General features: G+C 62.3%; 17 protein-coding genes, 1 tRNA gene and 3 riboswitches. Of the genes, 10 read left to right on the forward strand and 8 right to left on the reverse strand.

Annotated features, from left to right (window positions below; genetic code table 11):
* Positions 1 to 92 precede the first annotated feature (92 nt).
* Positions 93 to 1067: a transporter gene (locus B0G80_RS15560; RefSeq protein WP_243856581.1), complete on the reverse strand. Its 975-nt coding sequence runs from the start codon at positions 1065 to 1067 to the stop codon at positions 93 to 95.
* A 954-nt stretch (positions 1068 to 2021) separates the two neighbouring features.
* Between B0G80_RS15560 and B0G80_RS15565 the strand changes: the two genes are divergently transcribed.
* Entirely contained in the window at positions 2022 to 3089 is a 1068-nt protein-coding gene (locus B0G80_RS15565) for an HAD family phosphatase (protein ID WP_116118543.1), read from the forward strand.
* A 69-nt stretch (positions 3090 to 3158) separates the two neighbouring features.
* Here B0G80_RS15565 and B0G80_RS15570 read toward each other — a convergent pair whose 3' ends face one another.
* The 3 genes from B0G80_RS15570 to B0G80_RS15580 form a co-directional block, all read right to left on the reverse strand.
* Positions 3159 to 4169, reverse strand: coding sequence for a sodium:calcium antiporter (locus tag B0G80_RS15570; RefSeq protein WP_116118544.1), 1011 nt, complete (start codon positions 4167 to 4169; stop codon positions 3159 to 3161).
* Between the two features lie 96 nt (positions 4170 to 4265).
* A riboswitch (yybP-ykoY riboswitch) is annotated at positions 4266 to 4442 on the reverse strand.
* Between the two features lie 95 nt (positions 4443 to 4537).
* Complete coding sequence (locus B0G80_RS15575) at positions 4538 to 5101, reverse strand: porin family protein (protein ID WP_258878890.1); 564 nt, start codon at positions 5099 to 5101, stop codon at positions 4538 to 4540.
* Between the two features lie 352 nt (positions 5102 to 5453).
* A tRNA-Arg gene (locus tag B0G80_RS15580) sits at positions 5454 to 5529 on the reverse strand.
* Between the two features lie 274 nt (positions 5530 to 5803).
* Between B0G80_RS15580 and B0G80_RS15585 the strand changes: the two genes are divergently transcribed.
* A complete protein-coding gene (locus B0G80_RS15585) occupies positions 5804 to 6706 on the forward strand; it encodes a cytochrome c5 family protein (protein WP_116119671.1) in 903 nt (300 codons plus the stop codon).
* Positions 6707 to 6827: 121 nt separating this feature from the next.
* Here the strand turns inward: B0G80_RS15585 and B0G80_RS15590 are convergent, their stop codons facing one another.
* Positions 6828 to 8918, reverse strand: a complete 2091-nt coding sequence (locus tag B0G80_RS15590; RefSeq protein WP_116118546.1) for a UvrD-helicase domain-containing protein — start codon at positions 8916 to 8918, stop codon at positions 6828 to 6830.
* Positions 8919 to 9227: 309 nt separating this feature from the next.
* On the opposite strand from B0G80_RS15590, the gene B0G80_RS15595 reads away from it, so the two are divergent.
* The 8 genes from B0G80_RS15595 to B0G80_RS15630 all read left to right on the forward strand — a co-directional run bounded on the left by B0G80_RS15595 (position 9228) and on the right by B0G80_RS15630 (position 20649).
* A complete protein-coding gene (locus B0G80_RS15595; protein WP_116118547.1) occupies positions 9228 to 10277 on the forward strand; it encodes an oxidoreductase in 1050 nt (349 codons plus the stop codon).
* Between the two features lie 198 nt (positions 10278 to 10475).
* On the forward strand, positions 10476 to 10826 hold the full coding sequence (locus B0G80_RS15600) for a hypothetical protein (RefSeq protein ID WP_106284746.1): 351 nt from the start codon (positions 10476 to 10478) through the stop codon (positions 10824 to 10826).
* Between the two features lie 154 nt (positions 10827 to 10980).
* Positions 10981 to 11082, forward strand: a riboswitch (glycine riboswitch).
* A 32-nt stretch (positions 11083 to 11114) separates the two neighbouring features.
* Positions 11115 to 11274, forward strand: a riboswitch (glycine riboswitch).
* A gap of 80 nt (positions 11275 to 11354) precedes the next feature.
* Positions 11355 to 12473, forward strand: coding sequence for a glycine cleavage system aminomethyltransferase GcvT (gene gcvT, locus B0G80_RS15605; protein ID WP_116118548.1), 1119 nt, complete (start codon positions 11355 to 11357; stop codon positions 12471 to 12473).
* A gap of 63 nt (positions 12474 to 12536) precedes the next feature.
* A complete protein-coding gene (gene gcvH, locus B0G80_RS15610; RefSeq protein ID WP_116118549.1) occupies positions 12537 to 12917 on the forward strand; it encodes a glycine cleavage system protein GcvH in 381 nt (126 codons plus the stop codon).
* A gap of 79 nt (positions 12918 to 12996) precedes the next feature.
* Positions 12997 to 15933, forward strand: coding sequence for an aminomethyl-transferring glycine dehydrogenase (gcvP, locus tag B0G80_RS15615; protein WP_116118550.1), 2937 nt, complete (start codon positions 12997 to 12999; stop codon positions 15931 to 15933).
* 141 nt (positions 15934 to 16074) lie between these two features.
* A complete protein-coding gene (locus B0G80_RS15620) occupies positions 16075 to 17205 on the forward strand; it encodes an alginate lyase family protein (protein ID WP_116118551.1) in 1131 nt (376 codons plus the stop codon).
* 30 nt (positions 17206 to 17235) lie between these two features.
* Positions 17236 to 18624, forward strand: a complete 1389-nt coding sequence (locus tag B0G80_RS15625) for an L-serine ammonia-lyase (protein ID WP_116118552.1) — start codon at positions 17236 to 17238, stop codon at positions 18622 to 18624.
* A 300-nt stretch (positions 18625 to 18924) separates the two neighbouring features.
* Positions 18925 to 20649 (forward strand): thiamine pyrophosphate-binding protein, encoded by a 1725-nt coding sequence (locus tag B0G80_RS15630; protein ID WP_116118553.1) that lies wholly within the window; start codon positions 18925 to 18927, stop codon positions 20647 to 20649.
* A gap of 106 nt (positions 20650 to 20755) precedes the next feature.
* Here B0G80_RS15630 and B0G80_RS15635 read toward each other — a convergent pair whose 3' ends face one another.
* The 3 genes from B0G80_RS15635 to B0G80_RS15645 all read right to left on the reverse strand — a co-directional run bounded on the left by B0G80_RS15635 (position 20756) and on the right by B0G80_RS15645 (position 23030).
* Positions 20756 to 21376 carry a hypothetical protein gene (locus tag B0G80_RS15635; protein ID WP_116118554.1) on the reverse strand — a complete coding sequence of 207 codons (621 nt, stop codon included), beginning with the start codon at positions 21374 to 21376 and terminating at the stop codon, positions 20756 to 20758.
* Between the two features lie 8 nt (positions 21377 to 21384).
* Positions 21385 to 21684, reverse strand: a complete 300-nt coding sequence (locus B0G80_RS15640; RefSeq protein WP_106284861.1) for a hypothetical protein — start codon at positions 21682 to 21684, stop codon at positions 21385 to 21387.
* 197 nt (positions 21685 to 21881) lie between these two features.
* Positions 21882 to 23030: a branched-chain amino acid ABC transporter substrate-binding protein gene (locus tag B0G80_RS15645; RefSeq protein WP_116118555.1), complete on the reverse strand. Its 1149-nt coding sequence runs from the start codon at positions 23028 to 23030 to the stop codon at positions 21882 to 21884.
* Between the last annotated feature and the right edge of the window lie 58 nt (positions 23031 to 23088).

Genomic DNA, 23088 nt, shown 5'->3' on the forward strand with positions numbered 1-23088 from the left:
GCGCGCCCAGTGTCCTTGTTAGCCGCAATGCCGCGCGAACCCGCTTCTTGCTCGCCTGGAAGTAAGCGCCTCACACCTCGCATGCCGCGACGTTACTGAAACGTCGCATTAACCGACAATTGCACCGCGTTACCCTTCGGCCGATTGCTGGTGTTGAATTCGTTGACCCAGCGCAGCGCAGCCGAAATGGGGGTTTTCTGCACCTTGCCCGACCACGTGATCATCGGCCCGAGGCCCACGGAATGACCCTGGTCGCCACCGACAATATCCGCAATGCCGCCGCTGTCATGGCCGATCTGCTGGATATAGCCGCCCACCACGCCGACGCCCCAGCCGCTGCTGAAGCGCTTGAGCACGAGCAGATCGAGCACGCTGACTGGTGCGTTGTGATAGTGGGTGTCCTTATTGGGCGTATAGAACTCGAGGCCGTAATTCAACGACAGTTCGATGTTCTCCTTCGGCAGCAATTTCGTATAGGCGATTGTCGGCGTGAAGGTCCACGTGTTCTGTCCGGCATTGGCAAGCCGGTTCGAGTTGTACGCACCGGTCGGCGCGTAGATCTGCACGCTCAACGCGACGTGGTCGGTCTTGGTCAGGTGATAGCCGGCAATGACTGGCGTAAAGAAGAAATCGGCGAACTGGGTGCCGTGGTCGTTCGGCAAGCGACCATGAAACGACGAGATGTTGGTGTACTGAACCGGCACCCCGAACGACGACGCGAAGTTCCAGCCGCCCACGGTAATCCCCCACGTCTTGACTGCGGCGAGGATCGTGTATTCGGCCTTCGCATTGACGCCTTGCGTGACCTGTCCGGCGATCGGAATCGACTTGCTCGCGCTTAGCGAGCCTTCGTAATAGATCGTGGCGGCAGACACGATCCAGTCGCTGGTGGGCGGCACGATGCCGCCGTACGGCGTCACCTGCTGGCCGGTGATCGGACGGCCTATGCCGCCTTCCGTCGCCCACGCCGTCTGGGAGAGGCTCACGCCGACGGTGGTCAGAAGCGCGCCTTTGCACAATCCGGCAACGAGCCGACCGGCTGCGAACAAACAGTTAGGTTGACTCATAATCGTCCTCATCGAATGGATGTTCGGCATTCTCACTCTTCCGGCACCGCATCTGAGCAGCCTGCGTCCGCAAGCCACACCGCGCGCGTGTGCGCAGGCATCAGGCTTCGCGCACAATTGGCGGCGCGACCGACGCCAGCACGGCCATCGTCACCCATGTCGCCGCCTTCCTGTGCATGTCGATGTCCAGGTCGTCCATGCGCGCCTCAGCGCTCTGCCGTGTGGGAACATCCAGCTGTGGTCGAGCACGGTGTCGAACACGTTCGGCGTGTAGTGGTTACGGATGTTGAATGGGACGGCGAGATTGAGCGAGTGATTATCTTTATTGATGTCGGCGGCGGATGCCTGAGCCAAGACCCGCGACCGCGCGAACGCAGCGGCGTTTAACGTCCTCATCCGAAACGCGCAACGGTAACCCATTATCGAGCCTTGTTTTATGGGTATTTCTTCCAGGCGTGCACCCGCCTTTCCCCGACGAAAAATCATTTCAAAGGAATGGCGTTCGGGTGAGCGATTCAAGTCCAATTGATTTCGCGCGTGTTTGCGAATTCGGGCAACTACGCGCGGCCGGACGCCACATCGCGCAAATGAAGCGCGTTATATCATTTGAACAGTCTGGAAAGGTGGCGCAGCTGAGTACGGGGCTTGCATGAGCGGTCCTTCAAACGAGAGACGCCGCATCAAACGAAGCATGCGGAAAGGAGAAGATTCACCACGCTGACATCGTTAGGAATACTAGCAACGATTTCTGAAATCACGGAGATAAATTTGTAACACGGCCAGAAGCCAGGTCGGTCGCGACCGGCTTGTCCGCTTATTCAATCGGCATTGTGTTTTGCCGAGGCAGGCTCAAGCCTCAATGTCGAAAAAATCCCACAACGGCTGCAATAAACCCTTTGGCCCATTAGACTGGCGCTCGCTTGAGTTCGTCCCACCGCTTTCGATGAGGCTTTCATGATTCGCACGCTGCACCGGTACTGCATCGCCTTCACCGTTGTCCTTCTTTCTGCCTGTGCCGTGACGCCGCGACAGGACGGGGTGTCGCAGGCCGGCGCATCGACGGCCGCCGCGTTGGCGTCATGGAATGACACGAAGACCAAACGCTCGATTGTCGACTTCGTGACGCTCGTGACTACGCCCGAGTCCAAGGACTTCATCCCGCGTGCCGACCGGATCGCCGTATTCGATAACGACGGCACACTGTGGCCCGAGCAGCCCGCTTCGGTGCAATTGGTGTTCGCGCTGCAACGTGTGAAGACGGTGGCCGGACGGCATCCGGAATGGAAGCGTCAGGAGCCGTTTCGCTCGATCCTCAAAGGCAATCTCAGGAGTGTGGCGGCAAGCGGCGACAGCGGCTCGATGCGGGTGTTGGCGGCGGCCCACGCCGGCATGACGGGCGATCAGTTCGCCGCACTCGTGCGCGAATGGTTCGATTCCGCGGCTGACCCGCACTTCAACCGGCCCTACGCCGATCTCGCATATCAGCCCATGCTCGAGTTGCTCGCCTATCTGCGCGCCAACGGCTTCAAGACCTATCTGGTGACGGGCGGCGACGCCGAGTTCGCCCGCGACGTCGCCCAACGCATGTACGGCATTCCGCCCGAGCAGCTGATCGGCAGCACCGTTAAGTATCGGTATGGCCAGAGCAACGGTGCGGTCTCGCTGACGCGCCTCGCACAAGTCGACACGCTGGTCGACGGCTCGGCCAAACCGCTCGCCATCGAGCGCGTGATCGGCAGACGTCCGGTGATCGCGTTCGGTAACGCGGATGGCGACGGGCCAATGCTCGAATGGACCTCGGCAGGCGATGGCCCGCGCCTCGCCGCGCTCGTGCATCACACGGACGCGGAACGCGAATACGCATACGATCGCACGGCGAAGAGCGGCAAACTCGACAAAGGTCTGGACGACGCCGGCGCGAAAGGCTGGCTTGTCGTCGATATGAAAGATGACTGGAGAGTCGTGTTCAAGCCGGACGGCGCGCCAGCGACCGCAGCGCCGACAACGGCCCGGCCGAACTGAACCTGAAACTCAGAAGGCCGTCGGGCGAGCGGCCTTCTGCGACTGATTCACCTGTCGCCGGCGGCTCGTCTAGCGGCTCAGCGTGATCGCCAGATACGTGGCATAGAGCACGCCGCAAACCAGTAACGCCCACACCGGCACGCCGCGCTCACGCACATTGATCCGCAGCCACGCAGCGGCGGCGAGCGTGATCACGATGCCGGTCACCACTTCGATACGCGGCACCCACGGCGTCAGCAGGATACCGATCGCAGGCAGCAAGGTGCCCTGAAACACCATCGCACCGGTGATGTTGCCGAAGGCCAGCGTGTCCTTGCCGCGGCGAATCCAGAGAATGCTGTTGACCTTCTCGGGCAGCTCGGTCGCGATCGGAATGATCAGCAGAGAGAGCAGCAACGGCGACACGCCGAGCGCCTGCGAGACGCCGCGCACACCATGGATGAAGCCTTCCGCGCCCCACACCAGCAACGCGACGGCGAGCGCCAGTTGCACCACGATGGTCGCGAGGTTGGTCGGCACGCCGAGGCGCGAGATCAGCATCTTGCCCGGCGCTTCAGTGCCGTGGCCGGCATCGACCAGATCATTCGATGCACGGAAGGTCATCACCACATAGGTGACGTACACGCCGACCAGCGCCACGCTGAAGAGCGCGCGTACGATCATTTGCTCATGCGGCACGTACATCGCCGCGGCGGCCAGCAAGAACGCACACAGGAAATAGTTGAGGTCGCGCGTGAAACCCGTACGCTCCGGCGCGACCCAGCCGCGCGCGCCGCGCGAGCCGACAATCGCGAGCGTCATGAGGAAGGTGGAGAGGGTGGAGAGCATCAGCGGCGCACCGAGAATCGCGCCGACGCCGATTTCCTGGTTGACCACGTTATCGGTCGTGCCGCCGGCGATCGCGAGCAGCGGTACGAGCGTCTCGGGCAACGCCGTGCCGACGGCGGCGAATAGTGAACCCGTCACGCCTTCGGAAATCTTGAGGCGTTCGCCCAGATGCTCGAGTGCATTGGTGAAGAGCTCGGCCGCCACCAGAATGACGACCAGCATGATGGCAAGTTCGAACAGGAGACCGGTCATGCGCGGCGCTCCGCGGACAGGCAGAAGCAGAGGCGCGGCGGACGGACGAGAGGGGAGACTTGCTGGATGCGACGATTTTTCACAGGGCAACTCCGCGGTCGGACGTAGATGACAAACCAATGACGCACCGCCGCCCGTCCGACCAGAACGAGGCAGTGCGTCAATGGTCTCGCCAAACCGACCCGGTCGAACGCGCCATGACCCGCAGGCCAAGTATGTTGACGCGCTCTCCTTCAAAGGCATGAAGGAAGGCTACTCCCCAGTGACCGGGGGATTCTAACGGCAGCGGGCGCTTTCAACAACCTTGTTGCGGGGAAGGCGGTTGTTCGAGTCCGATCGGTTAGTCGCGCAGTTGCGAATCCAGCACGTTAGTTGAAGTGATATTGCACACCGATGGTGAAGCTGTTATTCGTTCTTCGGGTGCCGTCGTGGTTGCTGGTGTCGGTTGTCCATTCGCCCACCGCGCTCACGTGTTTAGCGAATTTATATTCGACGCCTAAACCCCAGTGAGGGCGGATGTTCGGCCAATCCGTTGTCAATCCAATACGGACATATGGCATGAACTGATTGAACGGCATGCCGAATTTCGCATCGATTCCGCCGTCTTTATAGGTTGTCGAGCCATGATGCAGATCGGCAAAAACTTCGGCGCCTGCGACGAAACGGTCGACATCGAAGTTATATCCCGCCATGAAACCGGGAAAAACCGTGGTGTGCGATGCTTTACTGTGAACGCCTGAAGCATCGGAAGTGTTCACACCCAACTTGAAACCCACATAGGGACCGGCAAACTCGCTTGCACCTGTTTGAGGCGCCGCCGATTGCGCGTGGACGAGATTGGATAGCATCATGATCGATGCGGTTAAAATCAGCCGGGTTATTTTGTACATGACCTGCAATAAAACGATCGGCGCGCGGATAGATCGCGACACCTTTATTAATCAGTGAAGCGATGTCGAAATGCCGCTTCGGGGATATTCACGCGATGCAATTTGCATGAACAAAACATGCTAATTAAGAGGATAGGGTGGGGCAATGGGAAATTTCCGCATGAAGACGTTCAAACGTCCGATTCTTAGTTTCAATACAGACAAAGCGGACGTTTCTAGGATAATTCTGCAAAGCGTTCTGCAAAGCGCATGCGAGCGTACGCAGTGCGTCGAGGGACGATTATTTGCAGGAATGTGGGAGCTTAGGCGGCAGTCGTCTGAACACGACATGACCGTAAAAAACAAAAGGGCTTAGCGCATATTGCGTAAGCCCTTGAGCGAGATCGACTCTTTTTGGTGCGCCCGGCTGGGATCGAACCAGCAACCCCTGCCTTCGGAGGGCAGTACTCTATCCATTGAGCTACGGGCGCTTCAACACGAATGCGCGGCACCAGAACGGATGCGACGCCAAAGCGAGACCGAAAGGATACCCGGTTTCCGCCGTACCGTCCACCGGACGGCCTGAATGGCGGTCTCCGCAGTCTTTCGCACAACCCGCGCGATGCGGGTAAACGCCTGCTGAACACCGCGCCGCGCCCCTCGCCGCCGCCGAAATGTTCCGTCTATAATCGTCCGTGCCTGATTAAAGAACAAGAAGTTGCCGTCACGCTGTACCGCTCACATACCCACGGAGACGAGACAAGCATGAGCGAAGCACCACACGGAGCCCCGATCAAAACCCCCGGGCAGCTCGTCGCCGCAATCATCGCCAGTTTTGCGGTACCGATCGTCATCATCGTTCTGCTAGTGATCTACGTCGACAATTCGACGCGCACCGGCGCCGGCACCGACTCCCTCTCCGAAGCCGAGGTCACCGCCCGCATCAAGCCGTTCGCCCAGGTCGACATTCGCGACGCCAACGCGCCGCGCGTCTACAAGTCCGGCGAGGAAGTCTACAAGGCGGTGTGCTCCGCGTGTCACGCGTCGGGTGCCGCAGGCGCGCCGAAATTCACCAATACCGCCGACTGGGCACCGCGCATCGCGCAGGGCTTCGACACGCTTTTGCACACGGCGCTCTCCGGCAAAGGCGCGATGCCCCCGCGCGGCGGCACCAGTCCGGACGACTACAGCGATTTCGAAATCGCCCGCGCGGTCGCCTACATGGCCAACAATTCCGGCGGCAGTTTCCCTGAACCGGCTCAGCCGGCAGCGGGCGCAGCAGCAGCTGCGGCATCCGGTGCGGCGGCAGTGGCGCCCGCCGGCGCTTCCGACGCGGGTGCGGCTCAGGCCGCCGCAGCGATGGCCGCCATGGCGAGCGTGCCGCAAGCGGCCGCGCCGGCAGCGGGCGGCGCGCAAAGCGCCGACGCGTCACAAGCAGGCAAGGCGTTGTATCAGCAGGTTTGCCAGGCCTGTCATGCGGCCGGCGTGTTGAACGCACCGAAGTTCGGCGACAAAGATGCCTGGGCACCCCGGCTGAAAGAGCCGATGGACACGGTCTATAACTACGCGCTGCACGGCAAGGGCGCGATGCCGCCGAAGGGCGGCTCGACAGCTTCCGACGCGGATGTGAAGGCCGCCGTCGACTACATGGTCAGCGCGGTGAAGTAAAACGCTCGCGGCGTTTGCCGCAGCACTAAAAAATCCCTGCACCGCGTCGCCGCGTTGCAGGGATTTTTTTATATCTCGGCCGGCAAACGGGCCTACGCGAACTCAAGGTTCTCAGCGCCACTCAAGGCTTCTGCAACAGCGCCTTCAAACTCGCGAGCCGGTCTTTCGGCGACATCGGCGCTTCTTCGGGCGTCGGCGGCGGGGCGTCGTCGAGCAGCATTTCGGGAATGAAGCGCGACGGCTCGCACACCACCGTCTCTCGCGCGCGCTTGCGCTTCTTGCACCAGTTCAGATGCAGACTGCGCTGCGCACGCGTGATCGCCACGTACATCAGTCGGCGCTCTTCTTCGATGCGCGCGTCGTCGATCGGCTCGTCGTCCGCACCGCCGCGATGCGGCATGATGCCTTCCTCGACGCCGACCAGAAACACGTGCGGATACTCCAGGCCCTTCGACGCATGCACCGTAGACAAACGCACCGCATCGGGATCTTCCTCGCGGCCTTCGAGCATCGACATCAGCGCGACCGTCTGGATCAGCCCGAGCAGGCTCTTGCCGGTGTCGCCGAGACCGTCGGCGGTGTCGTAGCCGGTGGCTTCATCGGCCGCGGCGCCCGCGGGCTCGGCCTTGGTGCCCTTGCGCTTGAGCCATTCCATGAACTCCAGCACGTTTTGCCACTTGGACTGCGCCTGACGTTCGTCGAACGCATCGTACAGATAGGCCTCGTAGTGGATCGCGTCCATCAGTTCGTCGAGCAGCGTGCCGGCGGCGTCCTTCTCGGCGCGATCGGTGAGACGCTGCATGAAATCGCAGAACACGCGCATCGGTTCGATCTGCCGCGGCGACAGACGCGCCTCGATGCCGCCCATGTACACCGCCTCGAACAGCGACACTTTGGCTTGGCCCGCAAACGAGCCAAGCGCCTCGAGCGTCGTATTGCCGACGCCGCGTCGCGGCGTCGTGATCGCGCGGATGAACGCAGGGTCGTCGTTCGCGTTGGCGATCAGACGCAGATACGCGCAGATGTCCTTGATCTCGGCCTTGTCGAAGAAAGATTGGCCACCGGACAACACGTACGGAATCCGCTCGCGCCGCAACACCTGCTCGAAAATGCGCGCCTGAAAATTGCCGCGATACAGGATCGCGTAGTCGCGGAAATTCGCGCGCCGCTCGAACTTGTGCGCCGACAGGCGGAACACCACGGACTCGGCCTCGTGCTCTTCGTCGTTGCATGGCGTGACGGTGATCGTGTCGCCCATGCCGTGTTCGGACCATAACTTCTTTTCGAACAGCTTCGGATTGTTCGCGATCACGTTGTTCGCGGCGGTCAGAATGCGGACCGTCGAGCGGTAGTTCTGCTCCAGCTTGATGAGATGCAGCTTCGGAAAATCCTTGCTCAGCTGGCCGAGATTTTCGAGCGTCGCGCCGCGCCAGCCGTAGATCGCCTGATCGTCGTCGCCCACTGCCGTGAACGCCGCGCGCTTGCCGGCCAGCAGCTTCACCAGTTCGTACTGGCAGGCGTTGGTGTCCTGATACTCGTCGATCAGCAGATAGCGCAGCTTGTTCTGCCAGCGGTCACGCACCTGCTCGTTCTTTTCGAAGAGTTCGGCTGGCAGACGGATGAGGTCGTCGAAATCGACTGCCTGATACGCGTGCAGCGTCGCCACGTAATTGCGGTAGACGATCGCGGCCTGATGTTCATCCTCGTTGGCGGCGATCGCGATCGCCTGCTCCGGCATGATCATGCCGTTCTTCCACAACGAAATGATCGACTGGATCTTGCGGATGAAGCCCTTGTCCGTTGAGCCGACCTGCTCCTGGATCATGCCGAAGCAGTCGTCGGAATCCATGATCGAGAACTGTGGCTTCAGGCCGACGTGCTCCGCTTCCTGCCGCAGAATCTGCACGCCGAGCGAGTGGAAGGTGCAGACCGTCAACTGGTTGACGGGCACTTTGCGGCCTTCCTTGCCGGGCGTGGTCAGCGTCTTGCCTTCGAGCAGCTTGCCCACGCGCTCGCGCATTTCCAGCGCGGCCTTGTTCGTGAACGTGACGGCGGCGATGTGGCGCGGCTCGAAGCCCTTGGCCTCGATCAGGTGCGCGATCTTCTGCGTGATCACGCGCGTTTTGCCGCTACCTGCGCCGGCGAGCACGAGACACGGACCGTCGAGATAACGGACCGCTTCATTTTGAGCGGGGTTCAGGCCTGCGGACATCGTCAGTGGATGGGTGTTGCGGTTGAAAGCAGCGGTTGAGGGCGTGGCAGCATATTCGCCGGCCGGAGGCCCGGGGGCATGCTGCGCAGCCCCGGCAGCTGGAACGGGCGCCCCGCGCGGTGCGCCGGTATTCCGGCCCGCTGCGGTTCGCGCGAGAGGAGCGATGTTAACACGATTGTGTTGACGGATAGCGGCGACAAACGCTCACGACGACGCTGACGGTCCACCTCCAGGACATGCCACAATTGCGGTGTTGCGCGCCGTCGCCGCGGTGGCAAAGCGGCGCGCCGTTTTTGCAGGAAGACACGCATGTCCGCATCGCTGAAGATTGGATTGATGGGTTACGGTTTCGCCGGCGCGACCTTTCATGCGCCGGTGATCGAGCACTGCGGCCGCGCGAGCGTCGCGGCCATTGCCACGAGCCAGCCCGAGTGCGCGCTCGCCGACTATCCGCACACGAAGGTGGTGGCCGACCTCGACGCGCTGCTGGCGCTGGATGAACTCGACTGCATCGTGATCGCCACGCCGAACGACACGCACTTCGACCTGGCACGCCGCACGCTGGAAGCGGGCAAGCACGTGGTGGTGGACAAACCGGTCACGTTGAACGCCGCCGACGCGCACACGCTGGCCAACATCGCGCTCGCCCGAGGCAAACTCTTCATGCCGTTTCACAACCGTCGCTGGGACGGCGATTTTCTGACCGTGCGCGATCTGCTGGCGAGCGGCGAGTTGGGACGGATCACGCAATACGAATCGCACTTCGACCGTTTCCGGCCGGAGGTGCGCCAGCGCTGGCGCGAGGAAGCGTCGCGAGGCGGCGGCTTGCTGCTGGACCTCGGACCGCATCTGATCGACCAGGCGCTGGCGCTGTTCGGCACGCCGCAAACCGTGTCGGCAACGGTGCGCGCACATCGTGACGACGCCGGCGCGCCCGACTACGTGCACATCCAGCTCGGCTACGGTGAATTCGAAGTGGTGCTGCACGCGAGCGCGCTGACGGCGCTGGTCGCGCCGCGCTTCACCCTCCACGGCACACGCGGCAGCTATATGAAATACGGGCTCGACACGCAGGAAGATCAGTTGAAGGCGGGCCTGCGTCCGGGCGACGACGGCTTCGGCGCCGGCAACGCCCCGGGTGTAGTGCGCGTCGTGGAAGGCGATCAGGAAGTCGAGCGGGAGTGGCCGACGCGCAATGGCGATTACGCCGGGTTTTATGTCGCGGTGGCCGACGCGATCCAGAACGGCGTGAAATTCCCGGTGAGCGCACAGGACGCCGTCGACGTTATGACGGTTATCGAGCTCGCCGGCCGAAGCTCGGAAGAAGGCGCCCGGCTGCCGTTCGAGAGGATTCGCTGACGGCTTGGTCCGCGCGGCGAAACGGCTTGTGTACCTAAAACAGTACTGGCCGTGCACACGGCGCGGGCCCAGAACCCTGACAAGCCCGAAAGGAACATAACGTTACAAATCAGGCCGCGCGGCAGGTCAGCGCGGCCCGGTAGTCATCCGTTGCTACCAGGGTAGCACCACAAAACGACAATGACTTCCGGAGTGTCCATGCCCCGTACTATCCGCGCGCTCGCCGCTTGCGCCTTGCTCAGTTCCCTCGCCGCCTGTGTGGTGGCGCCTCAACCCCAGCCGGCGCCTCGCCCCAACCCGCAACAGATCGCGGATCAGCGCCTGCATCAGGTCGAAGGCCGCATCGACAACCTCAGCCGCCGGATCGACAACCGCGTGAATCAGGGCTATTACCCGCCGCCCCAAGGCGCAGCGCTGCACCATCGCCTCGACGTGATCCGTCAGGAAGCGCACGACATGGCCGCGCAACACGGCGGCGGCCTGTCGGGCGACGAACAGCGCGTCTTGAATCAGGAACTGGACAACGCGGCACACGCTATCGGCGAGTAATCGCGCCAGAATCAATTTCGGCTTCAACGCCGAAGCAGCACGAGCGCGGGCATCACGTCCCGCGCTTTTTTTGACAAGTGCGCAGACGCTCCGTCAACCGCCGCGCGGTTCTCGGGCCTTTATTTGACAAGCCCCCGGCCCTCGCGTACATTCGCCGCACGCGTCGGGAGAGCGTGCTGGCCGCAGAAAACCGCAGGCCGCGCCGCCGAAGGGGCACACCCGCAAACTCTCAGGCAAAAGGACCGACCGCGTCGAAGAACCCGCTCTCAGGCAACATCGAGCACCGGTTTTTCGCACTCTGGAGAGCGGCAGTAGCCGTGCGCATCGCGCGTCGTAAGTGCGAGCGAATCTGGCAAGCTGCCCACCGAAGGGGCGCGCGTTTCACCGTGACACGTCAACGTGACCACGGCAACGCAATCTCTCAGGTATCGAGGACAGAGGGGCCATGCAACGCATCGCTCGCAGCTAAAAGGCCGCGAGGCGTAGCGCCGCATGGCCTTTTTTGTTTCGCGAGACGCCTGAGGCCCCATGACCGAACTCAAACACACCCCGCTCAACGCCACCCACCGTGCGCTCAATGCCCGCATGGTCGATTTCGGCGGCTGGGACATGCCTGTCAACTACGGCTCGCAGATCGACGAACACCGCGCCGTGCGCACCGACGCCGGCATGTTCGACGTCTCGCACATGTGTGTCGTCGATTTCACCGGCGAGCGCGTGCGCGCTTTCTTCGAGTATGCGCTGGCGAACAACGTCGCCAAGCTGCAAACGCCGGGCCGCGCGCTGTACTCCTGCCTGCTGAACCCGAACGGCGGCGTGATCGACGATCTGATCGTCTATTACTTCGGCGAAGATCATTTCCGCGTGGTCGTCAATGCCGGCACCGCCGACAAAGACATCGCCTGGTTCGGCCAACTCAACGCTGAAGGCAGCTTCGGCCTGACCATCACGCCGCGCCGCGATTACGCGATCGTCGCCGTGCAAGGCCCCAACGCCCGCGAAAAAGTGTGGCAAACCGTGCCGACGGCACGCGCCGCCACCGAAGCGCTCAAGCCCTTCAACGCCGCCCGCATCGAAGACACGCCGTTCGGCGAGTTGACCGTTGCCCGCACCGGCTACACCGGCGAAGACGGCTTCGAAATCATTGTCCCCGCAGATCACGTCGAAGCGCTGTGGAATGCGCTGCACGCCCAAGGCGTGCGCCCGGCCGGTCTCGGCGCGCGCGACACGCTGCGGCTCGAAGCCGGCATGAACCTGTACGGCCAGGACATGGACGACAACGTCTCGCCGCTCGACGCCGGCCTCGCCTGGACCGTCGACCTCACCTCGCCGCGCGACTTCGTCGGCAAGGGCAAGCTGGAAGCGGACGGTTCGCAGGCTGCGTTCGTCGGCTTGATTCTGCTGAAGGAAAACGGCAAGGCGGCGGGCGTGCTGCGTGCTCATCAAAAAGTCGTCACGCCGCAGGGCGAAGGCGAAATCACCAGCGGTACGTTTTCCCCGACCATGCAGGAATCCATCGCCTTTGCGCGCGTGCCGAAAGGCGTGCAGCCGGGCGACACCGTTCACGTTCAGATTCGTGACAAGAACGTACCTGCAAGCGTGGTAAAACTGCCGTTCGTGCGCAATGGCAAAGTGCTCGCGGTTTAAGCAAACCTGCGCGTGCGTCTACTTCCCACGTTACAACCGAATCACACCGCATAGGAGCATCCGATGAGCATCCCGGCCGATCTGAAATACACCGAATCGCACGAGTGGGTCCGCACCGAGGCGGACGGCACGCTGACGGTCGGCATCACCGACCACGCGCAGGAAGCGCTCGGCGACATCGTCTTCTTCGAAGTCCAGGAACTGGGCAAGACGGTCACGGCCGGCGACACCGTCGCCGTCATCGAATCGGTGAAAGCCGCTTCCGATATCTACGCGCCGGTTTCGGGCGAGATCGTCGAAGCGAACACCGCCGTGGCCAACACGCCTGATTCGGTCAACTCCACGCCGTACGAAAGCTGGCTCTTCAAGATCAAGCCGGCTGCGGACGCGACGCAAGACCGTCTGATCGACGCCGACGCGTACAGCAAGTCGATCGGCGCCTGATTCACCTTTACGTTTAACCCGACAGGTGCGGCGCGTCCTTTTTCGAATGCCGAAGGACACCGCACCGCCAGGAACACCCATGAAGCTCGAACACCCGGATCGTCTGATGAACCGCACTCCTCTCTCGCTCGCCGCGCTCGAAGTGCATGACGCCTTCGCCGAACGGCATATCGGCCCGGACGCGGCCGACCAGCACGCGATGCTCGAAGCCCTCGGCTTCGCATCGCGCGCCGCGCTGATCGACGCCGTCATTCCGAAGACGATCCGCCGCACCGAAACGCTGCCGCTCGGCCCCTTCGCGCAACCGAAGAGCGAAGCCGAAGCGCTCGCCGCGCTGCGCGAACTCGCGGACAAGAACCAGGTGTTCCGCTCATACATCGGGCAGGGCTATTACAACGCGCACACGCCGACGGTGATCCTGCGTAACGTGCTGGAAAATCCGGCGTGGTACACCGCGTACACGCCGTATCAGCCGGAAATTTCACAAGGCCGTCTGGAGGCGCTGCTGAACTTCCAGCAGATGATCGTCGACCTGACGGGTCTGGCGATCTCGAACGCGTCGCTGCTCGACGAAGCCACGGCTGCGGCTGAAGCGATGACGCTGCTGCAACGCATCGGCAAGCCGAAGTCGAACGTGTTCTACGTGGCCGACGACGTGCTGCCGCAAACCATCGAAGTGGTAAAGACGCGCGCCACGCCGGTCGGCATCGAAGTGAAAGTGGGCCCGGCTGCGGAAGCCGCGGATGCAAATGCGTTCGGCGTGCTGCTGCAATATCCGGGCGTGAACGGCGACGTGCGCGACTACCGCGCGCTCACGGAAGCGATCCACGCAGCGGGCGGCCACGTGGTGGTCGCCGCCGACCTGCTCGCGCTGACTGTTCTCACGCCGCCGGGCGAATGGGGCGCGGACGTGGCGGTCGGCAATACGCAGCGTTTCGGCGTACCGGTCGGCTTCGGTGGCCCGCATGCGGCTTACCTCGCCGTGCGCGACGAATTCAAGCGCCAGATGCCGGGCCGCCTCGTCGGCGTGACCGTCGACGCGCAAGGCAACCCCGCGCTGCGTCTCGCGCTGCAAACGCGCGAACAACATATTCGCCGCGAGAAGGCCACTTCGAACGTGTGTACCGCGCAAGCGCTGCTCGCGATCATGGCCAGCATGTACGCCGTTTATCACGGCCCGCACGGTTTGAAGACGATCGCATTGCGCGTGAACCGCATCGCCGCGTTGCTGGCGGAAGGCGCGAAGCAACTCGGCTACACGCTCGCCAACGAAACGTTCTTCGACACGCTAACCTTCGAATCCGGCGCACGCACGCAAGCGCTGCACGAAGCCGCGCAAGCGAAACGCATCAACCTGCGCCGCGTGAGCGATACGCAAGTCGGCCTGTCGATCGACGAAACCACTACGCGCCGCGATCTGGCGGATCTGCTCGAAGTATTCGCGCAAGCCGCCGGCGCGAAAGACGTCCCGCAAGTCGACACGCTCGACTCGGCAATGGCTGCGTCGAATACCGCATCGGTGCCGGCCGCGCTTGAGCGCACGAGCGCGTACCTCACGCACCACGTGTTCAACCGTCATCATTCGGAAACGGAAATGCTGCGCTATTTGCGCAGCTTGTCGGACAAGGACCTCGCGCTCGACCGCTCGATGATCCCGCTCGGTTCGTGCACGATGAAGCTGAACGCCACCTCGGAAATGCTGCCGGTTACATGGCCCGAATTCGGCCAGATCCATCCGTTCGCACCGGCTGAGCAAACCGTCGGCTACCGCGAAATGATCGATCAGCTCGAAGAGATGCTGGTCGCGGCCACCGGCTACGCTGCTGTGTCGCTGCAACCGAACGCCGGCTCGCAAGGCGAATACGCGGGCCTGCTGATCATCCACGCGTATCACGCGTCGCGCGGCGAAGCGCATCGTAACGTCTGCCTGATTCCCGCATCGGCGCACGGCACGAATCCGGCGTCGGCGCAGATGGCCGGCATGCAGGTGGTCGTGGTGGCCTGCGACGCGCAAGGCAACGTCGATATCGAAGACCTGAAGAAGAAAGCCGATCAGCACGCCGACAAACTCGCGGCGATCATGATCACGTATCCGTCCACGCACGGCGTGTTCGAGCAGAACGTGCGTGAAATCTGCGAGATCGTGCACGCGCACGGCGGTCAGGTGTATGTGGACGGCGCGAACATGAACGCCATGGTCGGATTGACTGCACCGGGCCAGTTCGGCGGCGACGTGTCGCACCTGAATCTGCACAAGACCTTCTGCATTCCGCACGGCGGCGGCGGACCGGGCGTCGGTCCGGTTGCGGTCGGTGCGCATCTCGCGCAGTTCCTGCCGAACCAGATTTCGTCGGGTTATGAGCGCGCGCCGAACGGCATTGGCGCGGTATCCGGCGCTCCGTACGGCTCGGCGTCGATCTTGCCGATCTCGTGGATGTATATCGCAATGATGGGCGCGAAGAACCTCACCGCCGCGACCGAAACCGCGATCCTCAACGCGAACTACGTGGCGAAGAAACTCGCGCCGCACTATCCGGTGCTGTATTCGGGCCCGGGCGGCCTGGTCGCGCACGAGTGCATTCTCGATCTGCGTCCGATCAAGGAAACCAGCGGCATCACCGTCGACGACGTCGCCAAGCGTCTCGCCGACTACGGCTTCCACGCGCCGACCATGAGCTTCCCGGTGCCGGGCACGCTGATGGTCGAGCCGACCGAATCGGAATCGAAGGAAGAACTCGACCGTTTCATCGAAGCGATGATTGCGATCCGCGAGGAAATCCGTGCTGTCGAAGAAGGCCGCTCGGATCGCGAGGACAACCCGCTGAAGCATGCGCCGCACACGGCAGCGGTGGTTATCGCGAATGACTGGAAGCACGCGTATGCGCGCGAAACCGCGGCGTATCCGCTGCCCACGCTGATCGCGAAGAAGTACTGGCCGCCGGTCGGCCGCGCGGACAACGTGTACGGCGACCGCAACCTGTTCTGCTCCTGCGTGCCGATCGCCGACTACGAGTAAGCGGGATTGCCAATGCGCATCGCCCGTCGTCTCGAAAAAGAGGCGGCGAGGCGATCCGTGGTTCCGCTCTGAGGTTCTCTGTCGTTCGTGGCCGCAAACGGCTAACATCACACACCGAATCAGCCTAACGAGGAGTTTCGCATGGCGCGAAAGGTGCGATTGATGCAAAGCCGGACCGAAGCAACGCGAGCGCCGAATTGGCGGCAAGCCTGCACGCTGCTGTTGGCTGGCGCAGCCGTGCTGCTGCCGCTGCGGCAAGCGCAGGCCGCGATGAATTTTTGCGCGGCGCCCGCGCTGCAAACCAGCGAACGCACGAACGCCGATCCCGGTGTGAAAGCGCTGGTGAGCAACGTGCAGGCCCATCTGAACGACCAGCCGCATGCGCTGGCGAAACTGCATACCGAAGGCACGCTGCCGCACGAGGGCATTTACGACCAGAGCGTCGAGGCGGAGAAAGATCTCGATCTGTTGCGCGACGCCGCGCTCGCCTGGCGCGCCACCAGCGACGACCGCTATCTCAAGCTCGTCGACCGCTTGCTGTATGCCTGGGTCACGACCTATCAACCGAGCTTCAATCCCATCGACGAAACCCGTTTCGAAGGACTGATTCTCGCGTACGACATGACGGCGAGCGCGTTGCCGGTGAAAACGCGCAATGCGTCGATGGCGTTCCTGACGAAACTCGCGAACGGCTACATCGGGCAAATCGACGCGCAGCCGCGCCCGCTCAAAGGAACGTTCAGGAACAACTGGCAGAGCCATCGGATCAAACTGATTGCCATGGCCGCGTTCACGCTCGACAACCGCAAGATGATCAACGCGGCCCAGCGTCTGTTCGTCGAGCATATTGGCGACAACATCGAGCCGGATGGTTCGACAGTTGATTTCAACGAACGCGACGCGCTGCATTACGTCACCTACGACTTGCAGCCGCTCGTGACAGCCGCGCTCGCCGCGCGTCGCCATAATCGCAACTGGTTGCCGGAGAAGGGCGCGGACGGCGCGTCGTTGCAAGCCGCGCTCAACTGGCTGGCGCCGTATGCGGCCGGCAGCAAGACGCATGAAGAATTCGTGCATTCGAGCGTTCCGTTCGATGCAAAACGTCGCGAGGCCGGCTTGCCCGGCTATTCGGGTCAGTGGGATCCGAAGAACGCGACGGAACTGTTTCACCTGGCGGCGCGCCTCGACGGGCGCTATACGCCGATCGCGCTACAGCTCGCACCGACGCCGCCCGCGTGGCTCGCCGTGTGTTTGCCGCTGCCGGCGCGGTAAATCAACTTTATCCATAGCAGGGAGCAGTAAATGGCAGTCAGCGTCTTCGACCTCTTCAAAATCGGCATTGGTCCGTCCAGTTCGCATACGGTCGGGCCGATGCGCGCGGCGCTGATGTTCGCTCAAGGGCTCGAACGCGATGGGCTGCTCGCTGCGACCGCCTCGGTGAAAGTGGAGTTGTACGGCTCGCTCGGCGCGACGGGCAAAGGGCACGGTACCGATCGCGGCGTCATGCTCGGCCTGATGGGCGATGCGCCCGATACCGTGGACCCGGACACGATAGCGCAGCGGCTCGAGGCAGTGCGCGTGTCCCGCAAGCTGGCGCTGCTCGGCACGCACGAGGTGCCGTTCGTGCAGAAGGATCACATTTCGTTTTATCGTCAGGCGCTGCCCGAGCATCCGAATGGTCTGAAGTTTCGTGCGCTCGACGCGCAAGGCGAGACATTGCGCGAGTCGACCTATCTGTCGGTGGGCGGCGGTTTCGTGGTGACGGCCGGCGCTCCGAATACGAAAGTCCTGGCCGCGGTCGATCAACTGCCGTACTCGTTTCGCAGCGGCAACGAGTTGCTCGCGCTGTGCGAATCGACCGGTAAGAGCATTGCCCAGTTGATGTGGGAAAACGAGCGCGTCTGGCATACGGAAGAAGAGACGCGCGCAGGCCTGCTGAAGATCTGGGACGTGATGCAATCGTGTGTATCGCGCGGTTGCGGCATCAACAATCCGGATGCCGACGGTAACCTGCCCGGTCCATTCCAGGTGAAACGGCGCGCGCCGCAACTGTATCGCGCGCTGTCGGGCAATCCGGAGCTGGCGTTACGCGATCCACTGTCGATGATCGACTGGATCAATCTCTACGCGATCGCCGTCAACGAAGAAAATGCCGCCGGCGGACGTGTGGTGACGGCGCCGACCAACGGCGCAGCCGGCATCATTCCGGCCGTGCTGCATTACTACACGCGCTTCATGCCGGGTTCGAATCAGCAAGGCGTGATCGACTTCCTGATGACCGCCGCGGCGATCGGCATTCTGTACAAGCTGAACGCGTCGATTTCGGGCGCCGAAGTGGGCTGTCAGGGCGAAGTGGGCGTCGCCTGCTCGATGGCGGCGGGCGCGCTCGCGGCAGTCATGGGTGGCACCCCGAAGCAGGTCGAAAACGCCGCGGAAATCGGCATGGAGCACAACCTCGGGCTGACGTGCGATCCGGTCGGCGGCATGGTGCAGATTCCGTGTATCGAGCGCAACGCGATGGCATCGGTGAAAGCGGTCAATGCCGCGCGCATGGCCTTGCGCGGCGACGGCAGTCACTACGTGTCGCTCGATTCGGTGATCAAGACCATGCGCGAGACCGGCGCGGATATGAAAACCAAATACAAGGAAACGTCGCGGGGCGGGTTGGCGGTGAATATCGTCGAGTGTTGAGGGCGGCGCTTCCTTGCCTCGATGCGGATGACGACGCGGGCTATGGCCCGCGTTTTTATTTGCGCGTCGCTTCTTCGCGTTCGTACATCACGTGCGGACGCCTGTGCTACGGACTGTCGCCGAAGCGGGAGAAGGCGCGTGCGCTTCTTACCTGCGCGCGGCCGCGAGCGATCCCGTAGCGCGGCACCGTGACAGCGGCGGCGCGCTCGGCGTAAGCTGTCGGAGCGCCGATCGGCTGATGTTCAGGTTGATTCGGCAATCTCATACCGCACTTACGCACTGCCTGGAGACTTCATCGCAATGTCGCAGCCGAATACTCCCGTTGCCGGTCCCGCCGCCGCTCAAACCACCGGCGCGCGTCTCGTCGTCGATGCTTTACTCACGCACGGTGTCGAACGTGTTTTCTGTGTGCCCGGCGAGAGTTTTCTCGCTGTGCTGGATGCGCTGCACGACGAAACCGAACGCATCCAGACCATTGTTTGCCGTCACGAAGCGGCCGCGGCGAATATGGCGGAGGCCGTCGGTAAATTGACGGGGCGCCCTGGCGTCGCGCTCGTCACGCGCGGGCCGGGCGCCACGCATGCATCGATCGGCGTGCACACCGCGTTTCAGGATTCCACGCCGATGATTCTGCTGATCGGCCAATGCGCGCGTGAGCATCTCGACCGCGAGGCGTTTCAGGAAATCGACTATCGGCGCATGTTCGGGCAGATGGCGAAGTGGGTCGCGCAAATCGACGATCCGAAGCGTATTCCCGAGTATCTGAGCCATGCGTTTCACACGGCGACTTCGGGGCGACCCGGGCCGGTGGTCTTGTCGTTGCCCGAAGACGTGTTGAGCGACGCATGCGATGCCGTGGCCGGCGCGCCGGCTTATCAGCGCGTGGCGGCGTCACCGTCGGCGGCGCAGATCGAGAAGTTGCGCGGATTGCTCGACGGGGCGCAACGGCCGATGGTGATCGCAGGCGGCAGCGGTTGGACGCCGGCTGCGTGCGCGGACTTTCGACGCTTCGTCGAGAACTGGCAATTGCCGGTCGGCCTCGCGTTCCGCTTTCAGGACACGCTCGACAACGAGCATCCGAACTATGCCGGCGACGTAGGCCTCGGCATCAATCCCGCGCTCGCACGACGCATTCGCGACGCCGACGTGCTACTCGCGATCGGACCGCGTTTGGGCGAAGCGACGACGAACGGCTATACGTTGCTCGACATTCCGAAAACGAAGCAGACGCTCGTGCACGTGCATCAGGGCGCGGAGGAATTGGGTCGCGTGTATGCGGCCGATCTGCCGATCGTCTCTGGCATGCCGGAGTTGGCCGCAATGCTTGCGGAGTTGGAGCCATCGTCCGAGCAACTCGCGTGGTCGGGCGCAGCGAGCGAGGCGCATCAGGCGTATCTCGACTGGCGCAAACCGCGTCAGATTCCCGGTGACGTGCAGATGGGCGAAGTGATTCAGCAGTTGCGCGCGCATCTGCCGGACGACGCGATTCTCACCAACGGCGCGGGCAATTACGCGACGTGGCTGCATCGGCACTTCTCGTATCGGCATTACCGTTCGCAGCTTGCGCCGACGAGTGGCGCGATGGGCTACGGCGTGCCGGCGGCGATCGCGGCGAAATCGATGTATCCGCAACGCGCGGTTGTGGCGCTGGCCGGCGACGGCTGCTTCATGATGGCCGCGCAAGAACTTGCGACGGCGATGCAGTACGACCTGCACGTGCTTTTCATCGTGGTGAATAACGGTCACTTCGGCACGATTCGTATGCATCAGGAGCGGCACTATCCTGGGCGGGTGCATGGCACCGGGCTCACGAATCCGGATTTCGCGGCGTTCGCGCGATCGTTCGGCGCGCATGGCGAGACGGTGGAGCGGACTGAGGATTTTCTGCCTGCGCTCAAGCGTTCAATGGAGGCGAAGTGTGCGGCGGTGATCGAGATTCGCATGCCGCAGGAAGCGAGCACGCCGGGTGCGACGTTGGAGCAGGTTAGGGAGCAGGGGAGGAAGATGCGCGGGGAGTCAACATAAGCTAGTTGCTTAAGAGATTCACCCGGAAAGGTTGGGTGCATGTCCAACCTTTTCGGGCACCCGACAAGTAATTCGCGGGCTTTGTCGCGTTTCGGGCGCACGGCAGCTATGCATAAACCACCGACAACGCGCCGAGTTCTCTCATCAGCTCAGGTTTGCGCGACTCAATGACGTCCGCATGAATCTGATAAATCACCGACTTGATGACCTCCGTCTGACTCAAAGTCGTGTCGTGCATCAGCGTCTTCAGGTCTTCCACGATACGTGGCGTCACCTTCATGGAAAGCCGGCGGCGAGCCTCACCGCGGCGCTCCTTGAAGCGTTCCGACGTGGCGCGATGGGCCTTGATCAGCAGGGCTCGCGGGAACTCGCCAGAAGCAAACCGATGCAGATAAAGGATCATCAGGACCTTTCGGAATTCGGTTGAACTGGTGCTGTCGACAATATAAGCAGCTAGGTCGAGCACATCCAGATAAATGGCCGGCAATTGCGCCTCGATCGGCCGGACTTCCTTGCGTCGCGCTTCCCGCACGGCCGGTGTGGATTGCGCCGGGACAGCCACCACGTTTCCGCACACGTCGCACACCGCCGCGAGGATATTCTTCACCTCACCTTTGCCGTCGCTAAACGGTACGTCGCGCCGCGCAAAAGTTGTGCTTACGAGTTGTTTGCAATGGTGACAAACCGCCTTACTTTTCTCACCGTCCTCATACAGTTTCATCTTCATGGCTTCACTCACTGATGCACGCTGATAAACACGGTGTCTGGATCGCTCACAAAGTAAAACTTCACGTACCAGCCGCCTGATTCGATGACATGCACATCGATCGACGCAACGCTGTGGTGCGGTGACGAGCTGTACTGCGTGCCGTTGCTTCTGGCAACGAGCACCTCGACGAATTCGGCGGTCACTCGCCCCGTCGCCAGAAGGTTCTTTACGTTAATGCCGGAGCGCGCTTCGTGCTGGAACTGGCCGGATCGAAGCGCGGCAATAACCGTCCGCTTCACCTCCTTGTACTTGCTCGGAATCGACAACCGCACCTCCCATTATACGACAACTCTCGTAATAAATCCTTGGTGGAGAGCGCTCACCATCTCGAGAAATTGTCGATTAATTTTTTTTGGGAGAAGGTCCGGTAGACCAAAATCCGCAAGCTGGATGAACGGCAACTTACAACAAAAAACCCCGCCGAAGCGGGGTTTCCTTCACAACGTCAAAGCAGGCAAATCTCTTACTTCCCACCCACGCTCTGCAACGTCGTCCACTTACCATCGACGACCTTATACAGCGTAATACCACCGTTCTTCAAGTCGCCCTTGCTGTCGTACGCGAGATTCGCGGACGTCACCGCCGGCATCGAGGTCTTCGCGAGCACCGGCAGGTACTTGGCCGGATCGGTCGAGTTCGCCTTCTTCATGGCGTCGAACATGGCCATTGCGCCGTCGTAAGCGTACGGCGAGTACGTTTGCACGTCTTCGTTGAAACGCTTCTTGTACTTCGCGACGTAGTCCTTGCCGCCCGGCATTTCTTCCAGCGGCAGGCCGGCGAGCGATGCCACCGTGCCGTTCGCCGCGTCACCCGCGATCTGGATGAACGTCGGCGTGTGGACCATTTCGCCGCCCATCAGCGGCGCCTTGATGCCCAGTGCCTTCATCTGCTTGACCATCGGTGCCGCTTGCGAATCCGCGCCGCCGTAGTAGATCAGATCCGGTTGAGCAGCCTTCAGCTTGGTCAGGATCGACTTGAAGTCGACTGCTTTGTCGTTCGTGTATTCACGATCGACGATCTGTCCGCCCGCTGCCTTCGCCGCCTTTTCGAACTGATCAGCCAGACCCTGGCCATAAGCCGTGCGGTCGTCGACGATCACGATCTTCTTCATGCCCAAGGTCTTCACCGCGAACGTGCCGGCGACCGAACCTTGCTGCGTGTCGGACGTCATCATGCGGAACGTGGTCTTGAAACCTTGTTGCGTGTATTCCGGCGCCGTCGCCATGGCGATTTCGGGGATGCCCGCGTTCGCGTAAATGCGCGAAGCCGGAATCGTGGTGCCCGAGTTGAAGTGGCCGAGCATGCCCTTGATGCCGTCATCCACCAGCTTCTGTGCAACCGTCGTACCGGTGCGCGGGTCGGCCTGGTCGTCGGCCGAGTCCAGCACGAAGCGGACTTGCTTGCCGCCGATCACCGGCTTGGTCGCGTTCATGTCTTCCACTGCCAGCGTAATGCCGTTCTGGAAGTCCTTGCCGTAGTGCGCCTGCGCGCCTGTCATCGGGCCGGCAAAGCCGACCTTCACATCTTCCGTCGATTGAGCATTGGCCGTCCCCGCCAGCGACATCGCTGCAACCAGTGCAGCGCCTGCCAGCTGTTTCATCTTGTGTTGCATAGCTTCTCCTTGGTACCAGGTGTGGATGGAGCGGTTTCGGGGTCGCCGTACCGCTTCC

This window comes from Paraburkholderia sp. BL6669N2 (assembly GCF_003387275.1).
GTDB lineage: Bacteria > Pseudomonadota > Gammaproteobacteria > Burkholderiales > Burkholderiaceae > Paraburkholderia.

Coding starts and splice junctions, on each gene's coding strand:
- B0G80_RS15560 (WP_243856581.1), bottom strand. CDS start 1,067: ATGAGTCAACCTAACTGTTTGTTCGCAGCCGGTCGGCTCGTTGCCGGA.
- B0G80_RS15565 (WP_116118543.1), top strand. CDS start 2,022: ATGATTCGCACGCTGCACCGGTACTGCATCGCCTTCACCGTTGTCCTT.
- B0G80_RS15570 (WP_116118544.1), bottom strand. CDS start 4,169: ATGACCGGTCTCCTGTTCGAACTTGCCATCATGCTGGTCGTCATTCTG.
- B0G80_RS15585 (WP_116119671.1), top strand. CDS start 5,804: ATGAGCGAAGCACCACACGGAGCCCCGATCAAAACCCCCGGGCAGCTC.
- B0G80_RS15590 (WP_116118546.1), bottom strand. CDS start 8,918: ATGTCCGCAGGCCTGAACCCCGCTCAAAATGAAGCGGTCCGTTATCTC.
- B0G80_RS15595 (WP_116118547.1), top strand. CDS start 9,228: ATGTCCGCATCGCTGAAGATTGGATTGATGGGTTACGGTTTCGCCGGC.
- B0G80_RS15600 (WP_106284746.1), top strand. CDS start 10,476: ATGCCCCGTACTATCCGCGCGCTCGCCGCTTGCGCCTTGCTCAGTTCC.
- gcvT (WP_116118548.1), top strand. CDS start 11,355: ATGACCGAACTCAAACACACCCCGCTCAACGCCACCCACCGTGCGCTC.
- gcvH (WP_116118549.1), top strand. CDS start 12,537: ATGAGCATCCCGGCCGATCTGAAATACACCGAATCGCACGAGTGGGTC.
- gcvP (WP_116118550.1), top strand. CDS start 12,997: ATGAAGCTCGAACACCCGGATCGTCTGATGAACCGCACTCCTCTCTCG.
- B0G80_RS15620 (WP_116118551.1), top strand. CDS start 16,075: ATGGCGCGAAAGGTGCGATTGATGCAAAGCCGGACCGAAGCAACGCGA.
- B0G80_RS15625 (WP_116118552.1), top strand. CDS start 17,236: ATGGCAGTCAGCGTCTTCGACCTCTTCAAAATCGGCATTGGTCCGTCC.
- B0G80_RS15630 (WP_116118553.1), top strand. CDS start 18,925: ATGTCGCAGCCGAATACTCCCGTTGCCGGTCCCGCCGCCGCTCAAACC.
- B0G80_RS15635 (WP_116118554.1), bottom strand. CDS start 21,376: ATGAAGATGAAACTGTATGAGGACGGTGAGAAAAGTAAGGCGGTTTGT.
- B0G80_RS15645 (WP_116118555.1), bottom strand. CDS start 23,030: ATGCAACACAAGATGAAACAGCTGGCAGGCGCTGCACTGGTTGCAGCG.